Annotated in this window: 26 protein-coding genes; 13 read left to right on the top strand and 13 right to left on the bottom strand. The window is 64.0% G+C overall.

Going from position 1 to position 25,693, the window contains the following annotated elements; translation table 11 throughout:
- The first annotated feature begins 19 nt into the window (after positions 1-19).
- From RT131_RS04295 to RT131_RS04285, 3 genes are all read left to right on the top strand, one after another.
- Positions 20-802 carry a DeoR family transcriptional regulator gene (locus tag RT131_RS04295; protein WP_282270845.1) on the top strand — a complete coding sequence of 261 codons (783 nt, stop codon included), beginning with the start codon at positions 20-22 and terminating at the stop codon, positions 800-802.
- Positions 799-1,911 (top strand): N-acetylglucosamine-6-phosphate deacetylase, encoded by a 1,113-nt coding sequence (gene nagA / locus RT131_RS04290; RefSeq protein WP_313170579.1) that lies wholly within the window; start codon positions 799-801, stop codon positions 1,909-1,911. Before RT131_RS04295 ends, nagA begins: the two co-directional genes overlap by 4 nt.
- Before the next feature lie 134 nt (positions 1,912-2,045).
- Positions 2,046-3,845: an MFS transporter gene (locus RT131_RS04285; RefSeq protein ID WP_313170577.1), complete on the top strand. Its 1,800-nt coding sequence runs from the start codon at positions 2,046-2,048 to the stop codon at positions 3,843-3,845.
- Positions 3,846-4,242: 397 nt separating this feature from the next.
- On the opposite strand, the gene rplS is transcribed toward RT131_RS04285, so the two are convergent.
- The 4 genes from rplS to rpsP form a co-directional block, all read right to left on the bottom strand.
- On the bottom strand, positions 4,243-4,650 hold the full coding sequence (gene rplS / locus RT131_RS04280) for a 50S ribosomal protein L19 (protein WP_293716960.1): 408 nt from the start codon (positions 4,648-4,650) through the stop codon (positions 4,243-4,245).
- 134 nt (positions 4,651-4,784) lie between these two features.
- A complete protein-coding gene (gene trmD / locus RT131_RS04275) occupies positions 4,785-5,564 on the bottom strand; it encodes a tRNA (guanosine(37)-N1)-methyltransferase TrmD (RefSeq protein ID WP_313170575.1) in 780 nt (259 codons plus the stop codon).
- A 4-nt stretch (positions 5,565-5,568) separates the two neighbouring features.
- Positions 5,569-6,084: a ribosome maturation factor RimM gene (gene rimM, locus RT131_RS04270; RefSeq protein ID WP_313170573.1), complete on the bottom strand. Its 516-nt coding sequence runs from the start codon at positions 6,082-6,084 to the stop codon at positions 5,569-5,571.
- 38 nt (positions 6,085-6,122) lie between these two features.
- A complete protein-coding gene (rpsP, locus tag RT131_RS04265) occupies positions 6,123-6,383 on the bottom strand; it encodes a 30S ribosomal protein S16 (protein WP_232149769.1) in 261 nt (86 codons plus the stop codon).
- A 285-nt stretch (positions 6,384-6,668) separates the two neighbouring features.
- Here rpsP and RT131_RS04260 point away from each other — a divergent pair, with 285 nt between their 5' ends.
- Both RT131_RS04260 and map read left to right on the top strand, forming a co-directional pair.
- Positions 6,669-6,881 carry a ParD-like family protein gene (locus RT131_RS04260; RefSeq protein ID WP_313170568.1) on the top strand — a complete coding sequence of 71 codons (213 nt, stop codon included), beginning with the start codon at positions 6,669-6,671 and terminating at the stop codon, positions 6,879-6,881.
- Positions 6,878-7,669 carry a type I methionyl aminopeptidase gene (gene map, locus RT131_RS04255; protein WP_313170566.1) on the top strand — a complete coding sequence of 264 codons (792 nt, stop codon included), beginning with the start codon at positions 6,878-6,880 and terminating at the stop codon, positions 7,667-7,669. The genes RT131_RS04260 and map overlap by 4 nt, the downstream gene beginning before the upstream one ends.
- Before the next feature lie 209 nt (positions 7,670-7,878).
- Here map and RT131_RS04250 read toward each other — a convergent pair whose 3' ends face one another.
- Entirely contained in the window at positions 7,879-9,972 is a 2,094-nt protein-coding gene (locus RT131_RS04250; protein WP_313170564.1) for a M13-type metalloendopeptidase, read from the bottom strand.
- A gap of 272 nt (positions 9,973-10,244) precedes the next feature.
- On the opposite strand from RT131_RS04250, the gene RT131_RS04245 reads away from it, so the two are divergent.
- Positions 10,245-12,710 carry a mechanosensitive ion channel domain-containing protein gene (locus RT131_RS04245; RefSeq protein ID WP_313170562.1) on the top strand — a complete coding sequence of 822 codons (2,466 nt, stop codon included), beginning with the start codon at positions 10,245-10,247 and terminating at the stop codon, positions 12,708-12,710.
- A gap of 59 nt (positions 12,711-12,769) precedes the next feature.
- Here RT131_RS04245 and RT131_RS04240 read toward each other — a convergent pair whose 3' ends face one another.
- From RT131_RS04240 to arsH, 3 genes are all read right to left on the bottom strand, one after another.
- Positions 12,770-13,873, bottom strand: a complete 1,104-nt coding sequence (locus RT131_RS04240; protein WP_313170769.1) for an MFS transporter — start codon at positions 13,871-13,873, stop codon at positions 12,770-12,772.
- Positions 13,874-13,960: 87 nt separating this feature from the next.
- On the bottom strand, positions 13,961-14,749 hold the full coding sequence (locus tag RT131_RS04235) for a DeoR/GlpR family DNA-binding transcription regulator (protein WP_313170560.1): 789 nt from the start codon (positions 14,747-14,749) through the stop codon (positions 13,961-13,963).
- 310 nt (positions 14,750-15,059) lie between these two features.
- Positions 15,060-15,785, bottom strand: a complete 726-nt coding sequence (arsH, locus tag RT131_RS04230; RefSeq protein WP_313170558.1) for an arsenical resistance protein ArsH — start codon at positions 15,783-15,785, stop codon at positions 15,060-15,062.
- A gap of 38 nt (positions 15,786-15,823) precedes the next feature.
- Between arsH and RT131_RS04225 the strand changes: the two genes are divergently transcribed.
- The 3 genes from RT131_RS04225 (at position 15,824) to arsB (ending at position 17,797) form a co-directional block, all read left to right on the top strand.
- Complete coding sequence (locus RT131_RS04225; protein WP_313170556.1) at positions 15,824-16,153, top strand: metalloregulator ArsR/SmtB family transcription factor; 330 nt, start codon at positions 15,824-15,826, stop codon at positions 16,151-16,153.
- A 73-nt stretch (positions 16,154-16,226) separates the two neighbouring features.
- Positions 16,227-16,739: an arsenate reductase ArsC gene (locus tag RT131_RS04220; RefSeq protein ID WP_313170554.1), complete on the top strand. Its 513-nt coding sequence runs from the start codon at positions 16,227-16,229 to the stop codon at positions 16,737-16,739.
- 17 nt (positions 16,740-16,756) lie between these two features.
- Positions 16,757-17,797 (top strand): ACR3 family arsenite efflux transporter, encoded by a 1,041-nt coding sequence (arsB, locus tag RT131_RS04215; RefSeq protein WP_313170767.1) that lies wholly within the window; start codon positions 16,757-16,759, stop codon positions 17,795-17,797.
- 52 nt (positions 17,798-17,849) lie between these two features.
- Here arsB and RT131_RS04210 read toward each other — a convergent pair whose 3' ends face one another.
- Positions 17,850-19,064, bottom strand: coding sequence for an MFS transporter (locus tag RT131_RS04210; RefSeq protein WP_313170552.1), 1,215 nt, complete (start codon positions 19,062-19,064; stop codon positions 17,850-17,852).
- Between the two features lie 31 nt (positions 19,065-19,095).
- Between RT131_RS04210 and RT131_RS04205 the strand changes: the two genes are divergently transcribed.
- Positions 19,096-19,935, top strand: coding sequence for a helix-turn-helix transcriptional regulator (locus tag RT131_RS04205; RefSeq protein ID WP_313170550.1), 840 nt, complete (start codon positions 19,096-19,098; stop codon positions 19,933-19,935).
- Positions 19,936-19,988: 53 nt separating this feature from the next.
- Here RT131_RS04205 and RT131_RS04200 read toward each other — a convergent pair whose 3' ends face one another.
- A complete protein-coding gene (locus RT131_RS04200) occupies positions 19,989-20,681 on the bottom strand; it encodes an alpha/beta hydrolase (protein WP_313170548.1) in 693 nt (230 codons plus the stop codon).
- Positions 20,682-21,073: 392 nt separating this feature from the next.
- Here RT131_RS04200 and RT131_RS04195 point away from each other — a divergent pair, with 392 nt between their 5' ends.
- The gene (locus tag RT131_RS04195) at positions 21,074-21,436 is read left to right on the top strand and encodes a roadblock/LC7 domain-containing protein (protein ID WP_313170546.1); all 363 of its coding nucleotides are present in this window, start codon (positions 21,074-21,076) and stop codon (positions 21,434-21,436) included.
- 50 nt (positions 21,437-21,486) lie between these two features.
- On the opposite strand, the gene RT131_RS04190 is transcribed toward RT131_RS04195, so the two are convergent.
- Positions 21,487-21,651 carry a hypothetical protein gene (locus RT131_RS04190; RefSeq protein ID WP_313170544.1) on the bottom strand — a complete coding sequence of 55 codons (165 nt, stop codon included), beginning with the start codon at positions 21,649-21,651 and terminating at the stop codon, positions 21,487-21,489.
- A gap of 133 nt (positions 21,652-21,784) precedes the next feature.
- Positions 21,785-22,690, bottom strand: a complete 906-nt coding sequence (locus RT131_RS04185; protein WP_313170765.1) for an alpha/beta hydrolase-fold protein — start codon at positions 22,688-22,690, stop codon at positions 21,785-21,787.
- 261 nt (positions 22,691-22,951) lie between these two features.
- Between RT131_RS04185 and RT131_RS04180 the strand changes: the two genes are divergently transcribed.
- Positions 22,952-23,353 (top strand): helix-turn-helix domain-containing protein, encoded by a 402-nt coding sequence (locus RT131_RS04180; protein ID WP_313170542.1) that lies wholly within the window; start codon positions 22,952-22,954, stop codon positions 23,351-23,353.
- Between the two features lie 246 nt (positions 23,354-23,599).
- On the opposite strand, the gene gpmA is transcribed toward RT131_RS04180, so the two are convergent.
- On the bottom strand, positions 23,600-24,349 hold the full coding sequence (gpmA, locus tag RT131_RS04175) for a 2,3-diphosphoglycerate-dependent phosphoglycerate mutase (protein WP_293707913.1): 750 nt from the start codon (positions 24,347-24,349) through the stop codon (positions 23,600-23,602).
- Between the two features lie 403 nt (positions 24,350-24,752).
- On the opposite strand from gpmA, the gene RT131_RS04170 reads away from it, so the two are divergent.
- A complete protein-coding gene (locus RT131_RS04170; RefSeq protein WP_313170540.1) occupies positions 24,753-25,613 on the top strand; it encodes a pirin family protein in 861 nt (286 codons plus the stop codon).
- The last annotated feature ends 80 nt before the right edge of the window (positions 25,614-25,693 follow it).

Below are 25,693 nucleotides of genomic sequence, written 5' to 3'. Positions count from 1 at the left end.
TTTCAAACGCACACGAGAGCTGACCATGCGCAATACCCGTCCCCGCCGACAGCAGATCCTGCAACGCCTGATCGACCAGGGCTCGGTGCAGGTTGCCGAACTGGTTGACCAGTTCGGTGTGTCGGCGGTGACCATCCGCACCGACCTGGGCCACTTCGAGGCGCAGGGCCTGGCCACGCGCACCCATGGCGGCGCGACCCTGGTGCGCATGCCACCGCAGGAACAGGACATCCACGAGAAAGATGCGCTGAACCTGTCGCTGAAGGAATCCATCGGCATGCGCGCCGCGCAGCTGGTGCAACCCGGCGACAACATCATCATCGACTCCGGCTCCACCACCATGACCCTGGCCCGGCATCTGCGCGACCACCGCGATGTCACCGTGATGACCAATGGTTTGAACATCGCCTGGGAACTGGCCAACGCACCGGCGGTCAACGTCCTGCTGACCGGTGGCCTGCTGCGCAAGCAATCACTGTCGCTGCAGGGCAGCCAGGCCGAAGCCAGCCTTACCTCCTACAGCTTCGACACCTTGTTCCTCGGCGTGGACGGTCTGGACCTGCAGTTCGGCCTGACTACCCATGACGAAGCAGAAGCCCGCCTCAATCACCGCATGGTCGAGCGCGCCCGCCGCATCGTGGTGCTGACCGACGCCTCCAAGTTCGGCCGCGTCAGCCTGCACCGCATCGCCCGCCTCGACCAGATCCACGCCATCATCACCGATACCGGCATCGACGATGCCACCCGCGAGGGACTGCAGCGCCAGGGCATCGAAGTGATCACCGCCGAGCCACCGCTATGACCGCTATCCGCAGCCTGTTCGGCCGCATTCTCACTCCCTTGGGCTGGCGCCGCGGCCACGTCCACTTCGACCAGCAGCTGCGCACGCTGGAGGTGGAAGACCACGCAGGTAATGGTGGCGATCTGCCGATCATCCTGCCCGGCTTCATCGACCTGCACGTACATGGCGCAGCGGGTGTGGACCTGATGCAGGGCGGCGATGTCGCCCGCCGCATCGCCCACACCCATGCCCGCTACGGCACCACCACCCTGCTCGGCACCACGATGACCGCCGAGTACGGCGAGATCGAAAATGCCCTGCGCGGTGTCGCCCAGGTGATGGCCACGCCGGATGTGGATGCCGCACAGATCATCGGCGTGCATCTGGAAGGTCCCTTCATCAGTCCGCAGCGGCTGGGCGCACAGCCGCCACGCACGCTGGAAGCAACGCTGGAGTCGGTGCAGCACCTGCATGCACTGGCCCCGATCAAGGTGCTGACGATTGCACCGGAGATCGGCCAGCACACCGCCTTGATTCCAGCCTTGGCAGCGATGGGCATCCGCGTGCAGATCGGCCATAGCGCCGGCACGTACGAGGATGCGGTCGCTGCATTGCAGGCTGGTGCGGTTGGCTTCACCCATCTGTTCAACGGCATGACCGGCGTTGATCACTACAAGCCCGGTATCGCTGCTGCCGCCTTGGCACATGCCGAATACGCCGAATTGATTCCCGATCTGCAGCATGTGCACCGCGGTGCCATCCGCATGGCCGTGCGCGCGATCCCGCGCCTGTATGCGGTCACCGATGCGACCGCCGCCACCGGCATGCCCGATGGCGAATACGCGTTGGGCGAGCAGCGCGTGCACAAGTGCATGGGCTGCGTGCGGCTTTCGACCGGCTCGCTCGCCGGCAGCGCACTGACCATGGATCAAGCACTGCGCAATCTGGTCGATGTCGGCCTGGACCTTGCCGACGCCTCGCAACGTGTTTCCACCATCCAGGCCGATTACCTGGGCCTGGAAGACCGCGGCCGCATCGCGCCGGGCCTGCGCGCGGACATGGTGGTGCTGGACCCGCAATTGAAATTGCAGCAGGTATGGATAGCCGGCCACCCGGTCGACCCAAACTGACCCGCCCCATGTAGTGCCGAGCCATGCCCGGCAGCCTTCCGTTCCAATAGCCGTATCACCGGAACACGCCGCGCATCCGCGCGGCGAGCCGAGCTTGGCTCGGCACTACAAAATCTTGCCCCAGGAACGCGCCGATGACCGACACCACTTTTGCCGTGCCCGCCAGCGACGCCGCCCCGCGTTGGCCCGTGCGCTATCTCCTTTTCATCGCCGGTCTTGGCGGCCTGCTGTACGGCATCGACATCGGCATCATTGCCGGCGCCCTGCCCTATCTGGAAGCCACCGCCAGCCATGCGTGGCAGCTGAGCAGCCAGCAGATGGGCTTCGTGGTTGCCGCGGTGCTGCTGGGCAGCGTGTTGTCATCGCTGTTCGCCGGCATGATCGCCGACCTGATCGGCCGCCGTGGCGCGATGATGCTCGCTGGCCTCCTGTTCACCGCCAGCATCCCGATCATGGCGCTGGCCTCCGGCTATACACCGCTGCTGCTTGGACGCCTGTTGCAAGGCATCAGCGGTGGTTTGATCGGCGTGGTAGTGCCACTGTATCTGGCCGAAGTGCTGGGACCGGAACGACGCGGTCGCGGCGCAGCGATGTTCCAGCTGCTGCTGACGGTTGGATTGGTGCTGGCCGCCTTGATTGGTCTGTACCAGGCGCATTCGGTGGATGCGGCGACCGAGTCGGTGCGCAACCTGCCACTGGTGCAGCAGGCACAGCATCTGTTCGCGGTGAAGGACCAGGCCTGGCGTACGATTTTCTGGACCTGCCTGCTGCCGGGCGTGGTGTTCTGCATCGGCCTGTTCTGGCTCAATGAATCACCGCGCTGGCTGGCGCGCCGCGGCCGCATCGATGCCGCACGTCGCGGCCTGCAGGCAACCCTGCCGCCGTCGCAGGTGGAAGCCACGCTGGCGCAGATCCAGAATCCAGTCATCGCGAAAGCCGAAGGCGAGCGCGATCGGCTTTTCAGCCGCCGCTACATGGTGCCGTTCGTGCTGGCCTGCCTGGTATTGGCTTTCACCCAGGCCACCGGCATCAACTCGATCCTTGCCTACGCCGTCAACATCCTCAATCAAGCTGGTTTGCCGGGTGCGGCAGCCAATGGCGCCGACGTGGCAATCAAGCTGCTCAACGTGATCATGACCCTGGTGGCGCTATTCCTGGTGGACCGCAAGGGCCGCAAGTTCCTGTTGATGATCGGCAGTGGCGGCATCTGTCTTGCGCTGCTGGCTGCAGCGATGCTGTTCTTCAAGGCCGAACAGGGCCGCGCCGATGTGCAGCAGGTATTGCAGCACGCGGTGCAGGCTGATGGCCTGCAGTTGCAGCTGGATGCGGCGCAATGGCACCAGCTCGCCGGCACCCGCAATCGCGACGGGCAACCCTCGCAGCTGACGGTGTCGTGGAGCTATGGCGGTTTTAGCGATGTGCGCTCGCTGCGCAGCGACAATCCCAGTGATCAGCAGTTGCTGATCGAGCGCTCCGGTACGGTGCGTGCTGACAGTGTGATCGGGCGTTTCTTCCGCAGCCTGCATCTGAATCCATTCCCGGACCCGAGCGCGGCCGCCGATGCCCCGCTGCGTATTGAGCAGGCCTGGATCGGCGCAGTGCCGCCGGCTTCGCATGGCTGGGCAGTGGCGGCCTGCATCCTGGTATTCGTGGCGTTCTTCGCGGTCGGCCCGGGTGTATGCGTTTGGCTGGCCTTGTCGGAGTTGATGCCGAACCGCATCCGCTCCAACGGCATGAGCATCGCGCTGCTGATCAACCAGTTCGTATCGACCACGATCGCGGCGGTGTTCCTGCCGACGGTTGGCCACTACGGCTACGCCAGCATGTTCCTGTTCTGGGCGGCGTGTACGTTCGCCTTCTTCCTGATTGCCGCGTTCTGGCTGCCGGAGACCAAGGGCAAGACGCTGGAGCAGATCGAGGCGCATTTCCGCTGAGTGGCCATATGGCGGAAAGCCAGAGCAAGGATCAAAAACGCCCTCATCCGCCCTCCGGGCACCTTCTCCCGCAAGCGGGAGAAGGGACGGCAGGCATTGCGGTGTACTGAGGTTCTACCCACTCCCCGGCTTGCGCTCTGAGCGGCCAGCCATCAGCCGCCAAGAAACCCTAGCTGTTCCTTCTCCCGCTTGCGGGAGAAGGTGCCCGGAGGGCGGATGAGGGGGCTTCTAGGCTTCTAGGCTTCTAGGCTTCTAGGCTTCTAGGCTTCTAGGCTTCTGAACTTCTGAGCCTCAAAGCCCTCCCCGACTTCCCACCTTCACGCCACCCAAGCCCACAAACGCAAACGGCCACCCGAAGGTGGCCGTTGCTGCAAACAGGCGGGGCCTGTTGGCGGGATTACTCGGCGGCCTTGGCAGCCAGGCGAGCAGCCTTGGCCTGCTGGGCAGCAGCCAGGTCTTCCTTGATGCGGGCAGCCTTGCCTTCCAGGCCACGCAGGTAGTACAGCTTACCGGCGCGAACCTTACCGCGGCGCTTCACTTCGACCGAGTCGATGATGGCGCTGTGGGTCTGGAAGACGCGCTCGACGCCGTAGCCGTGCGAGATCTTGCGCACGGTGAAAGCGGAGTTCAGGCCAGCATTCTTGGTGCCGATCACGACGCCTTCGTAAGCCTGCACGCGCTCACGGTTGCCTTCCTTGACCTTCACGTTCACCACGACGGTGTCGCCCTGGCTGAACTTCGGCAGTTCGCGGGTGATCTGGGCGGATTCGAATTCCGCGACGATGGACTTGTTCAGCTTGCTCATTGGGTTACACCGATTGTTCGGGGTGGGCGTGTCTGATCGACAGCTTAGGCTTATACAGTCGCCGGATTGCGCTGCACGTTATTGTTCTGGCTCCACATCAGGCCATTCAGCCGACGGGAACTCGCAATTCTAACCTACTGACCGCCGCCGGCGCCAGTAGCTTGCTTGAACGAATCTGCAAGCGCTTGCCGGGCTTCGCCCAGCAGCTTGCGGTCGGCCTTGTTCAGGCCCGCCTCGTCCAGCAGGTCCGGGCGCCGCAACGCGGTGCGCAGCAGGGACTGCTGGCGCCGCCAGGCGGCAATGGCGGCATGGTTACCGGAGCGCAGCACGTCCGGCACCTCCCCCAGCGCATGGCTGGCCGGGTGGCTGTAGTGCGGGCAATCGAGCAGACCGTCGCCTTCAAAACTGTCCTGGACTGCAGACTCAGCGTCGTTCAAGGCACCGTCCTGCAGACGGGTGACCGCATCGATGATCACCGCCGCACCCAGCTCACCGCCTGACAGCACGTAGTCACCGATGGAAATCTCCTCGTCCACCTCGCCCGCCAGGAAGCGCTCGTCCACGCCTTCATAGCGGCCACAGAGCAGGATCATCCGCGGCAAGGCCGCCAGCTCGCGTACCTTGGCCTGGTCCAGCGGTCGCCCCTGCGGGCTGAGGTAGATCAGCGGTGCCGGGGTCGGATCGGCCGCTCGGGCCGCCGCCAGGGCCGCCCGCAGCGGCTCGATCAGCATCACCATGCCCGGGCCACCGCCGAACGGACGGTCGTCCACCCGCCGGTAATTGCCCTCGGCATAGTCACGCGGGTTCCAGCCGTGCAGTTCCAGCAGTCCCCGCTCCTGCGCGCGACCAACCACGCCCAGCGCGGCCGATTGGGCAAGGAACTCGGGGAACAGGCTGATGACATCTACACGCACGGCTTCAGAACTCCGGATCCCAATCAACCACGATCAGGTTGGCGTCAAAATCCACCGACTTGATGAAGTCCTCCATCACGAACGGCACCATCCGCTCGCGATCACCGCGCACGACGAGTACGTCATTGGAGCCGGTATTGAACAGGTGCGACACCTGGCCCAGCTTGACGCCCTCGACGGTCTGCACGTCCAGGCCTTCCAGATCCACCCAGTAGTATTCGTCCGCGTTCGGCGCCGGCAAGGCGCTGCGGGCAACGTAAATCTCGGTGCCGCGCATGGCCTCGGCCACATCGCGGTCGGTCACGCCCGGGAAGGTTGCAACCAGCGTCTTGCCCGACTCCCGGCCACGTACGCCGGTCAGCTCGGACTCCTGCCCCGCGGGGGTACGCAGGATCCACGGCTGGTATTTGAAAATGGCGGAACGGGGCTCGGTCCAGGACTCAAGCTTGATTTCGCCGCGCACACCAAAAACGCCGGCAACCCTGCCCAGCAGGATCCGGCGCTCGATATCTTTCTTCATATAGCAGTCGGGCCGCGCTTGCGCGCGGCCCGCCAGGATCAGGCCGCGGTGGCCTGGGCCTTGGTCGCTTCCTTGTACAGGTTGCGAACCTTGTCGGTCAGCTGAGCGCCGTTGGCAACCCACTTGTCGACAGCGGCGATGTCCAGCACAACGCGCTGTTCAGCGCCCTGGGCAACCGGGTTGTAGTAGCCGACGCGCTCGATGTTGCGGCCGTCGCGGGCGCTACGGACGTCGGTAACGATGATGTGGTAGAACGGACGCTTCTTGGCGCCGCCGCGGGTCAGTCGAATCTTGACCATGGTGGTGTTTTCCTATGTTGCCCAGTCGCCAGGATGGCGCGGTAAGCCGGCGATTATAGCGACCACTCCTGCTCATTCCAACCCCGGCCCTGACAGAAAACCTGAACGCCCCGGAGCTTCAACTGGCGGCAGGCCAGCGCAGCAGTCCAGACCTTTACAGCCGATCGCCGACTACCCGCCTCCTTTGCTTGGCAGGCGCCACCGCCCGGCCTTTCTTGTGTTCCGCCCAGCGCAAGAATAATATGATTCGTATATGGATCATATATTCAACCAACGGAGCGACCAATGGGCATCGTGAACATCGACGACGAACTGCACGACAACCTGCGCAAGGCCAGCACCGTGTCTGGCCGCTCCATCAACGCCCAGGCCGGGTTCTGGATCAGGATCGGCATGCGCTGCGAACTGAATCCGCAGCTGAGTTTCCAGGAGCTGGTGGCGCGCGAACTCGCGGCTGCCGGGGTAAGCCCCGTAAGCATGCGGGTGGCGGAGACATGATCAAGCAACCGCATGAACTGGTATTGATGGCCGAATCCGGGCGCCTTCTGGCATCAGTATTCGAAGCACTGAACCAGCTGTCACTGGAAGGCATGAGCACACTGCAGGTGAACGACTGGGTCGAGCGCTTCATCGTCGACCGTTTGCAGGCACGCCCGGCCAGCAAGGGCCAGTATGGCTTCGCCTATGTGCTCAACAGCTCCATCGATACCGTTGTCTGCCACGGTGTGCCGTCATCGAAGGACATCCTCCGCAATGGCAGCATCGTCAACCTGGACATCACCCTGGAGAAGAACGGTTACATCGCCGATTCCAGCCGCATGTACCTGATCGGCGAGGTAAGCCATCAAGCCAAACGCCTGGTGCGCGTCACCAACGAAGCCATGTGGAAGGGCATCGCCACGGTACGTCCTGGTGCGACCCTGGGCGACATCGGCTTTGCGATCAACCGCCACGCCAAGGACGCCGGCTATTCGGTGGTGAAGGAATACTGCGGCCACGGCATTGGACGCGAAATGCACGAAGAGCCGCAGGTGCTGCATTACGGGCATCGTGGCGCCGGACTGGAACTGCAGGCCGGCATGACCTTCACCATCGAACCGATGATCAACCAGGGCCGTGCGGCGATCGACAACCACGATGATGGTTGGACCGTGACCACACGCGATGGAAAGCTTTCGGCGCAGTGCGAACATACCGTCGAGGTGACGGAGACCGGCGTACGCGTACTGACCCTGCGCGATGAAGAACGGGCCATCGCACAGAAGCTGCTAGGCGCCGTCGCGTAGGACGCACTTTTGTAGGAGCGGCGTAAGCCGCGAAGCTGATGTTGCTGAAGCTGCTGGCAAACGTGCGACCTGATGGTATCTCTGCTTCGCGGCTTACACCGCTCCTACAAAAAGCAAACAGGTTGTTCGTCGTCACTGCAGTCAGACAAAAAGAAGGCCCGGCATTGCCGGGCCTTCTTCATTCACAGATTGCGGTCAAACACCCGCAATCACCAGATCACCACCCGCTTGTCGTCGGCCCGTACCATCGCATCGCCGGCCTTGCACTGGAACGCGGCGGCATAGGACGGCATGTTGGACGGCGCACCATTGGCGCGGAAGTTGGCCGGTGCGTGCGGATCGGTGTTCAGGCGAACACGCAGCTCGCCATCGGTGAAGTTGCGGCGCCACACGGTGGCCCAGTTCATGAAGAAGCGCTGGTCCTGGGTATAGCCATCAACCGGTACGTTGAGCTTCTCGTCTTCCTTCAGCGCCATCTGTAGCGCGTCATAGGCAACGGTCAGGCCGCCGAGGTCACCAATGTTCTCGCCCAGGGTCAGCTTGCCCTTGACGTTCACGCCCGGCAGCGATTCATAGCCGTCGAACTGCGCGACCAACTGGTCGGTGCGGCTGTTGAACGCGGTGCGGTCAGCATCGGTCCACCAGTTGTCGAAGTTGCCGTTGGCGGCGAACTGGCTGCCCGAGTCGTCATAGCCGTGCATCATTTCGTGGCCGATGACTGCACCGATACCACCGTAGTTGAGTGCCGGATCGGCCTTGGCGTCGAAGAACGGCGGCTGCAGAATGGCGGCCGGGAACACGATCTCGTTCTTGGTCGCGTTGTAATAGGCATTCACCGTCTGCGGGGTCATACCCCATTCGGTCTTGTCCACCGGCTTGCCGATCTTGGCCAGCATGTAGCGGTAGTTGAACGCCTGCGCGGCCTGCATATTGCCCAGGTAGCTGTCGCTGTTGGTGGTCAGGCCGGAGAAATCACGCCACTTGTCCGGGTAACCGATCTTCGGGGTGAAGCTGGCCCACTTCTCCAGCGCCTTCTTCTTGGTGTCCTCGCCCATCCACGGCAGGCCTTCCAGGCGCGCCTTCAGCGCGACCGACAGGTTCTCCACCAGATGCTGCATCGCCACCTTGGATTCGGCCGGAAACACCGCGTCCACGTACAGCTGGCCCAGCGCTTCGCCCATCGAGCCATTCACCGAATCCAGCACGCGCTTCCAGCGCGGCTGCATTTCCTGCTGGCCGCGCAGGGTCTTGCTGAAGAAGTCGAAGTTGGCCTGCTCGAAGTTCTTGCTCAGGTACGGTGCGGCGTTGTCCACGGTGTGGAAACGCAGGTAGGCCTGCCAGGTGGTCGCCGGCACGTCGGCCAGCATGGTGTTCAGCTCGCTGAAGAAGCCCGGCTGAGCCAGCGAGAACTTGTCCTTGGCCGGGACCTGCAAGGTGTCGAACAGCGCGCTCCAGCTGAAGTTCGGGGTCTGCTTGTCGGCATCGGCGGCGCTGACCGGGTTGTAGCGCTTGGCCGGGTCACGCAGTTCAATGCGCGACAGCGAGGCCTTGGCCAGACGGGTTTCGAAATCCATCACCGCCTTGGCCTGCTGCTTGGCCTGCGCGGCATCGACACCGGACAGTGTCAGCAGCTGCTCGATATAGGCCACATAGGCCTCGCGGATCTTGGCCTGCGATTCGTCGAAGTAATAGCCCTTTTCCGGCAAGCCCAGGCCGCCCTGGCCGACATAGGCGATGACGTTGGCCGAATCCTTGAAGTCCGGGCTGGCGTACAGCGAGAACAGGAAGCCATTGCCCTGCGCATAGGCATCGCGCAGGTAGCCGGTGATGGCGGCGCTGTCGTTCAGCGCGGCAATCTTGTCCAGCTCCGGCTGCAGCGGCTTGATGCCGGCGGCCTCGATGGCTGCCTCGTCCGAGCCGGTCTTCCAGATGTCGCCGATCTTGGCTTCGTTGGAGCCGGCTGCGGCCTTGCCAGCGGCAGCCTGCTGGACCAGCGCGTGCTGCACTTCCAGCGAGCGCTCACGCAGGATCTCGAAGCTGCCCCAGGTGGTCTGGTCGCCCGGCACCGGATTGGCCTTGAGCCACTTGCTGTTGACGAAGCCGTTGAGGTCGGCACAGGCCTGCACGGCCGGATCCAGATCAGCGGCGTTGAGCGAGATCAGCTGGGTCTTGAGCTGTGACTGGTCGAACGCGACCTTGGCTTCGGCAGCCGGCGCGGCAGGCGCTTCGGTCTTGCCGCAGGCGGCGAGCGAGGCGGCGATTGCAACCGTCAGGGACAACGGGACGAGCTTGGAAAACGACATGTACATCTCCGGCCAAACAGGGAAAGGCCGCACAAGGTGGCGCGGCGCAACCTTGGAGGGTAAAGGATCAGCACGTGTCCCGGGACCCGCCGAAGGTCACGCCCGCCTCCCCATGCGCCGGCAATGTCGACGGACGCCAGCGCTGCAACGCCGGCAGCGCACAGGTCAATGCAGCCAGCGCGCGCTCCCGGGCGTCTGCCACTCCACCCAAACCGCCCCTGTGCGACACTGCCGCGACGCGGACAAGAGCGTCCACCCCTCGGGAATCGCCCATGCATTGGCTACGCGCAGCTGTGCTCTGTTTCGCCGTGGCCTGCTGCCATGTCGCCCACGCGCAGGCAGGCTCGCCGCCTGACCCTGCCACAGCGCCGACCGCTGCGCAGCCGAAACCCAACACCCCGGAACCCATCGACAGCGCGCTGATCGTGATCCGTGCCGATACCGACGAGCGTCTTGCCATCTCCGCGATCGATCGCGCCGGCCAGCTCGATCCCACCGCCGCACTGGGCCCAGGCCTGGAAGCGATCACCCGCTCGGTGGACCAACGCAGGCAAGCCTTGTCACCAACGCAACTGCGCAGGGTCCCGATCATTCGCCTGGAGAGCCTTGACCGACACTGGCAGTTCGACGACAAGCGCTTTGCACGCTGGCGTGATGCCCTGCAGACCGCTACCGAGCCGTATGCCGCGGACGCCGCAGAGCTGGCACGGCGCCGCGCCAGTTGGCAGCTCACCCGTGAACACCCCAGCGATATCCCGCCGGTGCTGCTGAGCCGCATCGATGCGCTGATCACACTGCTCACCCGAGCCGAGCAGGCACTTGCTGTACCGCTTTCCCGGCAAATGGAATTGAGCGCGCGCGCCAATGCCCTGGAGACCCGGCTGCAATCCGGCCACGCCGCTGTCACCGATGCCATTGCCTACCTCGACCACCAATTGCTGCAGATAGATTCGCCACCGCTATGGCGAGCTGATGCAAGCTCTCCTGATCAGCCCGCAGCAGCCAGCGACGCCCTTGCCTCCGGCCTGCAGATCGAACTGGAGTTCAGCCGCGCCTACGTGAGCGAGCACCGGCGCACACAGTTCCTGTTCCACGGGATCCAGATACTGCTGATCCCACTATTGCTATGGGGCTGGCATTACCATCGGCGGACGCCCGCCAACGGCAACCTTGAAGCTGCCGCACAACGCGTACTGGCCCGGCCCGTATCCACCTGGCTGCTGCTGTCGACCATGGTGATGCTGGCGATCGAGCCCGACGCCCCCTTGCTGACCTTGCAGATAGGCATGCTCTTCGCGCTGATCCCCGTGCTGCGACTGCTGCCTCCGGGCAGCCGGCGATTGCTGGGCTACTGGCCCTTGGTCGCATCATTGCTGTACCTGCTTGGTGGCCTGGGCATCTTCTTCCTGTCCAGCAATGTCGCATTCCGCTACTACACACTGGCGCTGACCATCGTCGCGATGCTGCTGACCGGACTGATGCAATGGCAGGCTTACCGCAGCGGCCACGCCAGTACCACCGGGCGCACGGGGCAGGCCTTGCGCATGGCGGCATGGGCCGCACAGGCCTTGTTCGCCGTTTCCCTTGCAGCCAACGTTGTCGGCAACCTCACGCTGGCGGAGATGCTGACCAGCGCGATCATCGACAGCGCCTACTTTGGCCTGCTGCTCTACGTCGGCATCGCCGTGCTGTTGAGCCTGCTGCACCTGCTGCTGAGCCGGCCCAGCCTGGCACGCTATCGGCTTACCCGTGATCATGCGCCGCCGCTGTTGGCGCTGCTTGGCCGGCTGGGCATATTCGCCGCGGTCATCGGCTGGGTGGTCTATGCGATGGACAGCTTCCGCATCCTGCGGCCGACCTATGCCTTGCTGAGCAGGCTGCTCTCGCATGAATTCTCCATTGGTGAATTCAGCTTGTCACTCGGCCACGTGCTGGCCTTCATCGCGGCAATCACCATTGCCTTCTGGGCCGCGCGGATAACCCGCTTGCTGCTGCAGGATGTGCTTCAGCACGGCGCCAACATGTCACGTGGCATCGGCAACAGCATCGCCTCGCTTGCCTCGTATGCGGTACTGATGCTCGGCGTGATCATCGCCTTGTCGGCCGCAGGCTTCAAAGGCAGCCAGCTGGCGCTGCTGTTCGGCGCGTTGGGCGTCGGCATTGGTTTTGGTTTGCAGAACGTGGTCAACAACTTCGTTTCCGGCCTGATCCTCATGTTCGAGCGGCCGATCCAACCCGGCGACGTGGTGGAGGTCGGCCCCATCAACGGCCGGGTGCGCGACATCGGCATGCGCTCCACCCGCATCAAGACCTTCGATGGTGCCGATGTGGTGGTACCCAACGGCACCCTGCTGTCCGAGCCGCTGGTCAACTGGACCCTGCTCGACCGCAACCGGCGCATTGAGGTGAATGTCGGCGTTGCCTATGGCAGTGACCCACAGCAGGTTCTGGCACTGCTTTCCAATTGCGCCAGACAAACCAGCGGTATCGCCAACGAGCCGGCCATCGCCGCGCTGTTCGTTGGCTTCGGCGCCAGTTCGCTTGATTTCAGTGTTCGCGCCTGGACCCGCGACTACGACAACTGGCTCAACATCCGCAGCGAGCTCATCACCCGCATCCACGCAGCATTGCAGGAAGCCGGGATCGAAATCCCTTACCCGCAGCAGGATGTGCATGTACGCAGCTTGCCGACGGCGGCGACGCAGCCATCAACCGAACCACCGCCAGCGACTGCTTGAAAATGGCGATGACCAGAAGTACCAACGCAGGCCCCAGTTATCCGACAAAGCAGCCTTGCTCAGCGTACCCGCAGCATCGAACCAACTACCGCAACAAGCGCAAGCGACGCCGCAGCCATCAGGAATGCAGACGGCAGCGACCACTGCTGGGCAACGAAACCGATTGCCGCCGGGCCCAGCAGCACGCCCGCGTACCCCATCGTGGTGACGGCTGGAATGGCCACGCTCTCCGGCATGCGGGTCTGCCGCCCGGCAAGGCTGAACATCACCGGCACGATATTGGCGCAACCAATGCCAACCAGCGCGTAGCCCAGCAGCGCTACAGCGAAGCTTGGCACCAGGGTGGCCAACACGAAGCCTGCACATGCGAGCAGCCCCCCGAGCAGCACGGCCATGCTCGGCCCAAGCTGGTTCACCAGCCGGTCGCCGAACAGCCGCGCGGCAGTCATGGCGATGTTGAAGGCGACAAAGCCCCAGCCAGCATGGGCCAACTCAATGCCGCGCACGTCATGCAGGAACACCGCGCTCCAATCCAGCATCGAGCCTTCGGCCAGAAAGCTGATGAAGCACACCGCACCAATCACGATCACCACGCCACGCGGCAGGGCGAAGCTGCTTCCCCCTTGCTCGGCACGTTCACTGCGCCACCAGCGCGATGACAATGCCGTGATCGCGACAACGCCGGCAGCCACCACCAAAGTGGACAACACGGCACCGGCGCCAATCGACAACAGCAAGGTCGCCAAGGCTGCGCCAGACAGCGCCCCAATGCTGTAGAAGGCATGGAAGCCCGACATCATCGCGCGGCCGGATTCGCGCTCCACCACCACCGCCTGCATGTTCATCACGCAGTCCATGGCACCGATGCCGGCACCGAACACCAGCAGTACGGCACCGATGGTCAGCGGCGTGGATGCAAGTGCCAGCAAGGGCAGCATCAGCACCATCATCAATACGGTAGCCAGCATCACCTTCCGGCAACCATGGCGCGCGGCCAGCATGCCTGCCAGCGGCATGGACAACAGCGAGCCCAAGCCCAGGCACAGCAGCAACACCCCCAGCAATGCGTCATCAAGACCAGCGCGGGCCTTGGCAAACGGCACCAGCGGTGCCCAGCATGCAATCGCGAAGCCGGGAACGAAGAAGGCTGCGCGCGTGGCCATCTGCTGGCTGCGCTGTAGTCCTGTTGGATGCGTCACTTGTTGTTCCTTGTTGTTTCCATTGCCGGTGCGCGCGATCAAGCCACTGCATCAGTCTTTTGCGACGACAACCCGGTGCAGCCGCTGGGCGAAGGGGGCCAGCCGTTCCTGCATTTCCGTGCCGACGCGGTCGCTGATCAGCAGTTGATCAACCTGCTCGATACCGGCGATGCGGAAACTGCCACGCGCGCCAAGCTTCTCGTTGCCGGCGACGATCAGCGTGGTAGCGCTGACCTGCAGCATCGCCTGCTTGAACGCACATTCCTCTGCATTGATGCCCCAGATGCCGGTCTCAGGATCGACCGCGCAGATACCGGGGATGCAGACATCGGCCTGCAGTTCGGCCAGCTGCTGCAAGGCAATGGAGCCGATGGCGCCGCCACTGCGCGGATCGATCCTGCCACCGATCATCACCACCTCGGCGGCCTGCGCACCAGACAAGGCATCGGCAACGGCCGGTGAATTGGTGACCACGGTCAAAGCCGTGCCCCGCAGCGCGCGGGCGATAGCGACATTGGTGGAACCGGCATCCATCAGCACCACCTGCCCTGGCAACAGCAGCGAGGCGGCGTGGGCGGCCAGGGCACTGCGCTCCGGATCATCCCGCCCCACCCGTTCGGGCAACGCGTCGAACTGCGGCGTCGGCAGCAACGCCCCGCCATACACCCGCCGACACAGGCCTTTGGCGGCCATCTCACGCAGATCACGGCGGATGGAATCCTCGGAAACCGCGAACGCCAGTGCCAGCTCATTGGCCACCACCCGGCCCTGCTTGCGGAGCAAGTCGAGGATGCGTTGCTGGCGCTCCTGCGGCAGCGCGTCGGGGTCCGGGGCAGTCATGTGATGGCGTTCTGTAGCGATGTGGATCTGGCTGGGAATAAGCCCAAGCGGCATCGGGATCGCCGTGGGGCGCGAATGGATCCCTCAACCAAATAATGCACAAACACTACAAAACGTGCAACATCGTGCACACATGGAAGAGCGCATGCATCCCAAACCGGCACATGCGCCTCCACCTCTTGCGCTGATGCACAACCAGATCACGAGCCACTGCATGCGTGATCGGACGATTCGGGTACAAACGCAAGGACTGTCCCTCCCCAGCCCTCCCCTGCGCGCAGCGAAAGAGAGGGGGGCAGGTCGCGGCAACTCAGGGCGCGCTGGCTTCAACCACCCCCGCCGCGCGCGCCAGTTGGGCGGCTTCGGCTGCCCCCTTGCGCTCGCTGTAGCGGCTGACCAGGTAATCGCTGCGCCCGCGCACCATCATGGTGAACTTCATCAGCTCTTCCATCACGTCGACCACCCGGTCGTAGTACGGCGAGGGCCGCATGCGCCCGTGTTCATCAAATTCCTGCCAGGCCTTGGGTACCGAGGATTGGTTGGGGATGGTGACCATGCGCATCCAACGGCCAAGCACGCGCAGGGTGTTGACCACATTGAAGGACTGCGAGCCTCCGCACACCTGCATCACCGCCAGGGTCCTCCCCTGGGTAGGACGCACGCTGCCATCTTCCAGCGGCAGCCAGTCGATCTGGTTCTTGAACACCCCCGTCAGCGTGCCGTGCCGCTCCGGCGATACCCATACCTGCCCTTCCGACCAAAGGGAAAGCGCCCGCAACTCCTGCACCTTTGGATGCTCCCTGCCACAACTATCGAGCAGCGGCAGATCGTGCGGATCGAACAAGCGGGTTTCCGCGCCCAGTTGCTGCAGCACGCGTTCGGCTTCCAACGCCAGTTTGCGGCTGAACGATTGCGGCCGCAGCGAGCCGTAAAGCAACAGGATGCGCGGCCGGTGCGTGCACGATTCGGCACCCAACAGGTCGGCCTGCAGGTCCGGGAGCAGTTGGGGATCGATGTTCGGGAGTGGATCAGACATGGCTTGCTCGCTCTTATTCATTCGACTATTCTAGAAATATGGAAATGAATCAGGCAATAGCCGGCCTCACCGCGCTCGGCCACGCGACCCGTCTTGCCGCCTTTCGCCTGCTGGTGGAGGCCGGCCCGCAAGGACGCATGGCCGGCGACATTGCCGCGGCGCTGTCCGTGCCCAATGCGACGCTGTCCTTCCATCTCAAGGAACTGGTGCAAGCCGGACTGGTACAGAGCGAGAACCTCGGCCGCAATGTCTGTTACCGGGCCAACTACCCGGCCATGAATGCCTTGCTGGCGTACCTCACGGAGAACTGCTGCGCGGGCTCGCCCGACCCGAACTGCAACACCACGCAGGCCAAGACCTGCTGCTGAACCCACCCGCCGGCATGCGCGCAAACCGCGCCGCCTGCCTGCTCAAATCACTTGTCTGCACCGAGCCATCGCCATGACCCGCAACGTCCTCTTCCTGTGCACCGGCAACAGTGCCCGCAGCGTGCTTGCCGAAGCCAGCTTGCGGGCCTGGGGCGGCCACCGGTTTGCTGCCTTCAGTGCGGGCAGCCAACCCACGGGCACGGTCAACCCATTGGCGATCGCGCAACTGCAATCCGAAGGTTTCGCCAGCGACGGCCTACGCAGCAAATCCTGGGACGAATTCACCGTTGCCGATGCCCCACGCCTGCATCTGGTCGTTACGGTCTGCGACGCCGCAGCCGCCGAAACCTGCCCGGTGGTGTTTGGCGACTTCGTGCGCACGCACTGGGGGCAACCGGATCCGGCTGCGGTTGCAGGCGATGACGCGGCCAAGCGTGCCGCATTCGCACGGGCACACCGCATCATCAAAGCGCGCCTGCGGGCGCTGCTTGCCCTGCCCCCTACCGTATGGGATGACCGTCAGTCACTGCAGTCCGCACTGGATGCCATCGGCGTGATGGCAGCCGACGATGGGGACACGCGGTGACCGGACAAGTCGTGCGCATGGGCCTGTTCGAGCGCTACCTCAGCGTCTGGGTGGCCTTGTGCATCCTCGCCGGCACCCTGCTTGGCCATCTCTTCCCGGCGGCATTCGCGCGGCTCGGCGGCATGGAACTGGCCAAGGTCAACCTGCCGGTGGCCGTACTGGTGTGGCTGATGATCATTCCGATGCTGCTGAAGGTCGATTTCGGGGCGATGCGCCAGGTGGGCCAGCACTGGCGCGGCATCGGCGTCACCGTGTTCATCAACTGGGCGGTGAAGCCCTTCTCGATGGCACTGCTGGGCGGCGTGTTCCTGCGCCACCTGTTTGCGGCGTGGTTGCCAGCCGAGCAGATTGATTCGTATATGGCCGGCCTGATCCTGCTGGCTGCCGCGCCTTGCACCGCAATGGTGTTCGTGTGGAGCAACCTGTGCCGTGGCGATGCCAACTTCACCTTGAGCCAGGTGGCCTTGAACGACGCCATCATGGTGCTGGCGTTCGCCCCGTTGGTGGCGCTGTTGCTGGGCATTTCGGCAATCAACGTGCCCTGGGCAACGCTGGTGTTCTCGGTGGCGCTGTATATCCTGCTGCCGGTCGCAATTGCCGTGCTGCTACGCCGATGGCTGCTGCGCAGTGGCGGGCAGGCGCGTCTGGATAGCGTGCTGGAACGGCTGGGGCCGCTGTCATTGACTGCCTTGCTGGCCACGCTGTTGCTGCTGTTTGGCTTCCAGGGCAGGCAGATCATTGAACAGCCGCTGATCATCGCCCTGCTCGCCGTGCCGATCCTGCTGCAGGTCTATTTCAATGCAGGTCTGGCCTATCTGCTCAACCGCAAGCTGGGTGTGGCCCATTGCGTCGCCGGCCCTTCCGCGCTGATTGGTGCCAGCAACTTCTTCGAGTTGGCGGTGGCTACCGCCGTCAGCCTGTTCGGTGTGCATTCCGGTGCAGCCCTGGCCACCGTGGTCGGCGTGCTGATCGAAGTGCCGGTGATGCTTTCCGTGGTGTACCTCGTCAACCGCAGCCAACACTGGTACCAAGCCGCGCAGAACCGAGCGGCACCCTGAAGTTCCCAGGGCAACAACGCCCGGCCACGGCCGGGCGTTGCATATCCACACCTCAGCGCGCGCGCGGGTTGGGCAGAAAGGCGGCGACGATGCCCAGCAGCGGCAGGAACGAGATCACCTTGTAGACCCAGAGAATGCTGGTGTGGTCGGCGAGCACGCCCAGCACCGCGGCACCCAACCCACCCATGCCGAAGGCGAAGCCGAAGAACAGGCCGGACACCGTGCCGATGCGGTTGGGCATCAACTCCTGTGCATAGACCAGGATGGCCGAGAACGCCGAGGACAACACAAAGCCGATGACCATCGTCAGGATCATGGTCCATTGCAGGTCTGCGTACGGCAGGATCAGGGCGAACGGTGCCACACCCAGGATCGAGGCCCAGATCACCGGCTTGCGACCAATGCGGTCACCCAACGGCCCGCCAAACAGAGTGCCAGCCGCCGACGCCGCGAGGAAACCGAACAGGTGCAACTGCGCGCTCTGTACCGACACGTGGAACTTCTGGATCAGATAGAAGGTGTAGTAGCTGCTCAAGCCAGCGATGTAGAAGTACTTGCTGAAGATCAGCACCAGCAGGATGCCGATCACCCAGGCCACGGTTTTCGGCGGCAACAGATTGGCCGGCTTGGCCGCGGCCTTGGGCTGCGCGGCCACGGCCAGCAGATGCTGCTGGTACCAACGGCTGACGTAGGTCAGCAAGCCAATGCCCAACAGCGCCGCACAGGCAAACCAGGCCACGCTGCGCTGCCCATTCGGCACGATCACCGCCGCAGCCAGCAGCGGGCCCACCGCAGTGCCGGCGTTGCCTCCAAGCTGGAACACCGACTGCGACAGGCCATGGCGACCACCGGAAGCCAGCCGCGCGATGCGCGAGGATTCCGGATGGAAGATCGCCGAGCCGATGCCGACCAACATCGCCGCCACCAGCACCGTCACGAAGTTCGGCGCGAACGCCAGCAGCAACAGGCCACACAAGGTGGACAACATGCCCATCGGCAGCGAATACGGCGCCGGCCGCTTGTCGGTGCGCAGGCCGATCAAGGGCTGGAACAGCGACGCGGTGAGCTGGTAGGTCAGCGTGATCAGGCCCACCTGGGCGAAGCTCAGGTGGAACTGGCCCTTGAAGATCGGGTACAGCGCCAGGATCAGCGACTGCATCATGTCGTTGACCAGGTGCGAACTGCTGATCGCCGCAAGCACGCCCACCGCGACCGGGCGACGCTGAGGGGACGGAGCAGCACTGATATCGGAAGCGGTGGACGACATGGGATGGCCATGAAACCGAGGGGAGGCCGGCATGGTAGATTCCCCCTCGCCGCCCATCCTGCGCGATATGGTCATGCATCTTCTTGAAAAGGACACCAGCAACCGTAAAGGCCGGCGCTTGCCGCTGCCGGCCGGCCCCAACACGGCGGTGTATTGCAAGGCCCGCGACTACGCGGCCACCACGCTGATCCCGCTGCACCACCACCCGGACCGCCACCAGTTGGTGTACGCGGAAACCGGCGTGCTGGTGGTACGCGCGGGCATGGGCCGCTGGGTGGTGCCGAGCACACGTGCAATCTGGATGCCGGCCGGTGTCGGCCACCAGGTACATTGCATCGGTGCGGTACAGATGCGCAGCCTGTACATCCTGCCGCACTGCATGCCGCAGGCACCGGCAACGCCATCGGCGGTCTCGATCACGCCCTTGCTGGCCGCGCTGATACGCGCCGCCGCGCAGATCGCCCCTTCCTATGCCGAAGACTCCCGCGATGGCCGCCTGATGCGCCTGATCCTGGACGAAGTGCAGACCTTGCCGGTCCTGCCACTGCATCTGCCCGAACCGCGAGACCCGCGCCTGCGCCAGATCGGTCGGCGGCTGGAGCGGCATCCCGACGATGCGTCCACCCTGCAGGACTGGGCCGCGCGCCTGCAGGTGGACGTGAAAACCATCCAGCGCCTGTGCGCGCGCGAGCTGGGCATGACCTTCGGCCAATGGCGGCAACAGGCGCGGTTGCTGCGTGCCCTGGAACAATTGGCAGTTGGCGAGAAGGTCATCGACGTGGCCTTGGCGCTGGGCTACGAGAGTCCCAGCGCTTTCGCCACGATGTTCAAGCGCCGCTTTGGACTGACACCGAGCCAGTTCTTCCGCTAAGACCGTCGCCCTGCCGACTGCCAGGATGCAGCCACACTTGCCGGCGCATCTCTTCAGCCGGCTGTAGCTGCCGCAGCCTCATCGATCAAGGCCGCAACCTCCGCCGGATGCGATGCCAATGACGCATGCCCGGCCTCCAGGGTGATCACCTTGCGCGCATTGAGGCGGGCGGACATGGCCTGCTGATTCTCCGGTGCGATCATCCGGTCCTGGCTGGAGATCTGGTACCAGCTCGGCTTGTGCCTCCAGGCGGGGTCACTGATGGCGTCACCGAAGGTGCTGGCCAAGGGCGCCTTCTGTGTCACCGCCATGACGAAACCCTGTTCTTCGGGCAGGTCCTGACAGAAACTCTCGTGGAATTTGTCGGCCTTCAACCACAGGTAACCATCACTGTCAGGCGCCAGGTTCGGGGCCGCGGCGGGAAGATGTTGCTGGGTGATGCCGCCGGGGCTTTCACCGGCATCCGGAGCAAACGCGGCAATGAACACCAGCGCTGTCACATTGGCCTGGTTACCTGCCTGGCTGATCACCGCGCCGCCGTAGGAATGCCCTGCCAGGATCACCGGTCCTTCTATCTGCGCCACCATCTTGCGGGTGCGTTCGGCGTCATCGGCCAACGAAGTAAGCGGATTTTCAACCGCACGGATATCCTGGTAACCCAGCCGCCTGAGTTCCAGTATCACCTGCGCCCAATGCGCGGCCCCGCCCCAGAAACCATGTACCAGAACCACTGCCGGCTTGTTCATGACGTGTGCTCCTGCTGATTGTGATGGCCAATGGTGGAAAGGCGCCCTCCCCTGTCTGCATGGGCACGCGTCCGTTGAGGGCCATTCTGCGACTTGCCCGTAAACTGGCCGTGACGGTTCCATTGCCGCTTTCCGCAGCGGGTGGACGCCATGCTGACAGGCGTGCCAACAGCCTCCATCCAGTGCGAAATGAAGGCCTCCTGCGCGCACTGCCGCGCGCATTGACCGCGCTATCCAACACCTGCCGCCGTAACAGGACGCGCTGTTGCGGGCCGCATACCTGATTGGTTCGCATACGCTCAACTGTTTTCGTTATGCTGCGCGGCCGCTCGCCCTGGCAGGACCGGTGCGGGCTTTGCTTTTGTAGAAATCGTTACTTCATTGGATGAGAAATGGCTGCAAACGTAAAACTTGATGCTTTGAGCGAAATTGCGGGTTTCATCGGCGCCGCACTGGTGGACAGCGACAGCGGCATGGCGCTGGGCACCCTGGGTGGCGGCTCCATCAATATGGAGGTCGCCGCTGCCGGCAACGCGGATGTCGTGCGCGCCAAGCGCCGCGTAGCCAGTTCACTGGGCCTGAGCGACGTGGTGGAAGACATCCTGCTCACCCTGTCCAAGCAGTACCACCTGATCCGCCCGCTGGACGGCAGCAAGGATCTGTTCCTGTACGTCGTGCTCGACCGCACCCACGCCAACCTGGCAATGGCGCGGCATGAACTGAAGTCCTTCGAGAAGACTCTGGATTTCAAGTAAGCCGCAACGGATCACCTTGCTGCACGAGAGCCCGGCGTAATGCCGGGCTTTTACGTTGTGCGGCTACGCAGGTTCTGGTCGTGCGCGTGTCGGTGCATGCGCTCACCCGGCGCGTACCAGCTGACCCGTGCAGCCAGGTGCTCGCCGCTGAACACCCGGCGTCGGCTTGGGCCCTGCGCGGCATCGATCCGATGCGTGGTTGGCGGCGAGGACATGGCGTGGCGCGGGTGGCAGGGATTGAACGCAGTCTAGCCAAGCCGCAGGTCGGCACACCTGCCGTTGGTCGTGGTAGCGCAAGCCCGGCCCGGCCGCTGTGCGTGCCGGGCCCGACCCTGGGGATTGGGCGGCTCAGCCCTTTGGCGCGGCCAGCAGGTACTTCAAGCCATGCATGAAGCCACGCGGCGCGACACTGAGATGGTCCTCGTCATTGAGCACGTCCAGCTTCAGCTCCAGTGACTGGCCGCCACGCGCGCCCAGCAGACCGATCATGCGCTGCGCATCCACCACCATGTCGGCATCGCCGCCGTGCTGCATCGACTCATACTCGCCGACATACATATAGGCCCGCACCGGGAGCTCGGCGGGCTTGCCTGCCGCGGCCAGTCGACGCTCCATCTCGTGCTTGTCGAACCAGTACGACGGGCTGCCGAGGATGTAGCCATTGAACAATTGCGGGCGTTCCAGCAGCACCTGCGTCCCCAGCAAGGCACCGTAGGAATGGCCGAGGAACATGCGCCGGCTTTCGTCACTGCGGAAGCGCTTGGCCACGAAGGGCAGCACCTGCGTTTCCAGGTAGCTGATGTAGTCGCTGGCGCCACCGTGCACGGCATCGGCCGGCGATCCACTCGGGCCCCTGGTGGTTGGCGTGTAATCGCGGCGGCGGCTCTGCATGCCGCCCTCGCCCTTGGCATAGGACAGGCCGACCAGGATGAAGTCCTCGATCTTGCGGCCTTCGACATTCAAGCGCCGCGCCATCTGCCAGACCAGCGGGAAGGCATAGTCGGCATCCGTGACGTACAAGACAGGATAACGCTTGCCCGGGTTGTCGGCGTAGCCGGCTGGCAGGGCGACGAACACCTGGTATTTGCGACCACTGACCGGATCCGGCACGTCCCAGACTTCACTGCCCAGCACTTCATAAGGGTTGCCTTCGCCACGCTGCGCGCTTGCTGCTGCAGGCTTCGCGGCGGCCGCTTCCGGTGTGGCATTGGGTGCAGCTTGGTGAGCACCACTACAGGCGCTCAGCGCCACCATTGCCACTACCGACATCATCCATTTGCTCAAGCAGACACTCCAGTCATCGTGATCAATGCCCGATGATGGCATGGCACAGCCCCATCCGAAGACTGTCCCTCTCAACTGCATGCGCGCGGAGGAGCAGTTCTGCCGGCACCTTGGAAGCACGCAAGCCGTTGATTCCTTTGGGACGACACACTGCTGTCGGCTTTCTGTCGTGTTGTCGAGCGCTGTTGTCCGGCAGCCTCGCAGCTCAGCTAACATCGGCAGGAGCGCGGCATGGAAGATGAAACAGTGAAGATCGACGGAAAGCGGATCAAGCAACTGCGCGAAGCCCGCGGCTGGTCGCAGGAACACCTGGCCAGCATCTGCGGTTTGAGCCCGCGCACGGTGCAACGACTGGAAACCGAAGGCAACGCCTCGCTTGAGTCACGGATGGCGGTTGCGGCTGCGCTGGAGGTTGCGGCGGGGGACCTCCTCGATACTGGCGAATCCATCGCCAGCCCGGCAGCCAGGGCTGCGGCGATCAGTCCAGCTGACCGGATGAAGATCGGCCTGTGGATCGCCAGCCTGGTCCTGGTAGCGCTCATGTTCCAGCTGGTCGTCGGGCTCAGCTTGGGCAAACAGGCTGCCGAACGCGACAACCGGGTATGCCAAGCCGACCCGGCGTGCCGTCGCTGATCCGCAACGCTACTCCCAGGCATCACTCACACGACGCTAAGCCGGATCTTATTGTGGGAGCGGCGTCAGCCGCGAAGCAGGGAGATCATCAGATGACAGCTGGGCCGGCGATTCAAGCGTTGCCAGCTTCGCGGCTTACGCCGCTCCTACAAACAAACAAAAAGACCGATGCCAGCATGTTGGCATCGGTCTTTGAGTGATTCACCGCTGGAGCAGGCAACAGCGGTGCCACTCCCGGCGAATCGCTTACTTGGCCTTACCCTGGTTGGCCACGGCCTCGGCGGCCTTCTTGGCGGCTTCCGGATCGCCCAGGTAACGGAACGACTTGACGGTAAGGTCATCGTTCAATTCGAACAGCAACGGAATGCCGGTCGGGATGTTGAGCTCGAGGATTTCTTCCTTGCTCACGTTGTTGAGGTACTTGTACAGCGCGCGCAGCGAATTCCCGTGGGCAGTGACCAGCACGGTCTTGCCGTCCTTCAGCTGCGGGGCGATGGCGTCGTGCCAGTACGGCAGCACGCGGTCCAGCGTGGTGGCCAGCGATTCGGTGGCCGGCAGCGCATTGCGATCCAGGCCGGCATAACGACGGTCGTGGATCGGGTGGCCCGGATCGGCCAGCTCCATCGGCGGCGGCGGGATGTCGTAGGAACGACGCCACACCTTGACCTGCTCCTCGCCGTGCTTGGCGGCGGTCTCGGCCTTGTCCAGGCCTTGCAGGCCACCGTAGTGGCGCTCGTTCAAGCGCCAGGACTTGTTGACCGGCAGCCAATCCTGGCCCAGTTCGGCCAGCGCACCCTGCAGGGTGTGGATGGCGCGCTTGAGCACCGAGGTGTGGGCCACGTCGAACTGCAGGCCTTCTTCCTTCATCAGCCGGCCGGCGGTGGCAGCCTCCTGGCGGCCCTGCTCGGTCAGGTCCACGTCCACCCAGCCGGTGAAGCGGTTGTCGAGGTTCCACTGGCTCTGGCCATGGCGCAACAGCACGAGTTTGCGGGTCACTGCGGAGGTCTCCGGATGGGGAAGTGAGGCGGCGATTGTAGCCCCTTCGCGATGGAATCCGTTCTTTGCAGGAGGTTTTGGTATGGGCACTGCGTAGCTGTGGGGAGAGGGGTTTTGTTCTCTTGCTCTGAACTCTCAGGAAGAGCAGGAGCAGAAGCTCACCCCTCCCCAACCCTCCCCTTGCCTTCGGCAAAGGGAGGGGGCCAAAGCCCAGGTTGCGCGGAGGGCAGCCGCTTCGCCCCCTCCCTTTCGCGCAGCGAAGGGGAGGGTTGGGGAGGGGTAACGCTTCCAGCTTTTCCACCCTTCCCACCAAAACAACAATCCATTCCCCGCACGGTAACCCCCTCTTCGCTCCAGCCATGCCATCCTGCCCGCACCTTCAAGCAATCCGGAGCAGCCAGCCATGACCACCATCATCAGCCCGCGCGTCCATGACCTTGGCGGCTTCCAGGTCCGCCGCGCCGTGCCTACCCTGCAGGCGCGCAGCGTGGGTTCGTTCGTGTTCGTGGACCATATGGGTCCGGCCATCTTCAGTCCTGGCCAGGGCATCGACGTGCGCCCGCATCCGCACATCGGCCTGGCCACGGTGACCTTCCTGTGGGCCGGGCAGATCGGCCACCGCGACACCTTGGGTTCGGAGCAGATCATCCGCCCCGGCGACGTCAACTGGATGACCGCAGGCAGGGGCATCGCCCACTCCGAGCGCAGCCCCACCGAGGCGCGCGAACACGCGCAGGCGCTGCACGGCATGCAGACCTGGGTGGCGCTGCCCAAGAGCCATGAGGAAACCGATCCCGGCTTCTTCCACTTTTCCGCTGACCAGTTGCCACAGCAGCACCGTGATGGTGCCTGGCTGCGGGTCATCGCCGGTCGTGCCTATGGCGAGGAATCGCCGGTCAAGGTCTTCGCTGACACCTTGAACGTCGCCATCGACCTGGAGCCCGGTGCCGAGATCGACCTGGACAACTCCCACGTCGAACGCGCGCTCTACATACTTGAAGGCGATGCCCAGCTGGACGGTGTGGATATCCCCACCCAGCACCTGGTCATTCCCGAAGCGGGTGCACGCGGTCGCTTCCGCGCCAAGACCCCTGTCAAGGCAATGCTGATGGGCGGCGAGCCGCTCGACGGCCCGCGCCACCTGTGGTGGAACTTCGTCTCCAGCTCCAAGGAACGCATCGAGCAGGCCAAGGATGATTGGCAGAATGGTCGCTTCGGCACGATCCCCGGGGACGACAAGGAATTCATCCCCCTACCCGGTTGACACCAATTCCCTCACCGAAGCGTGGACGGCCTTCCCATGCCCGTCCCCGCTTTTCCGTAACTGGCTACCCGCAAATCACG

This window comes from Stenotrophomonas sp., assembly GCF_032066555.1.
Lineage (GTDB): Bacteria > Pseudomonadota > Gammaproteobacteria > Xanthomonadales > Xanthomonadaceae > Stenotrophomonas.
The sequence above is the reverse complement of the archived record's forward strand: the minus strand, read 5'-3'. Positions and strand labels throughout refer to the sequence as shown.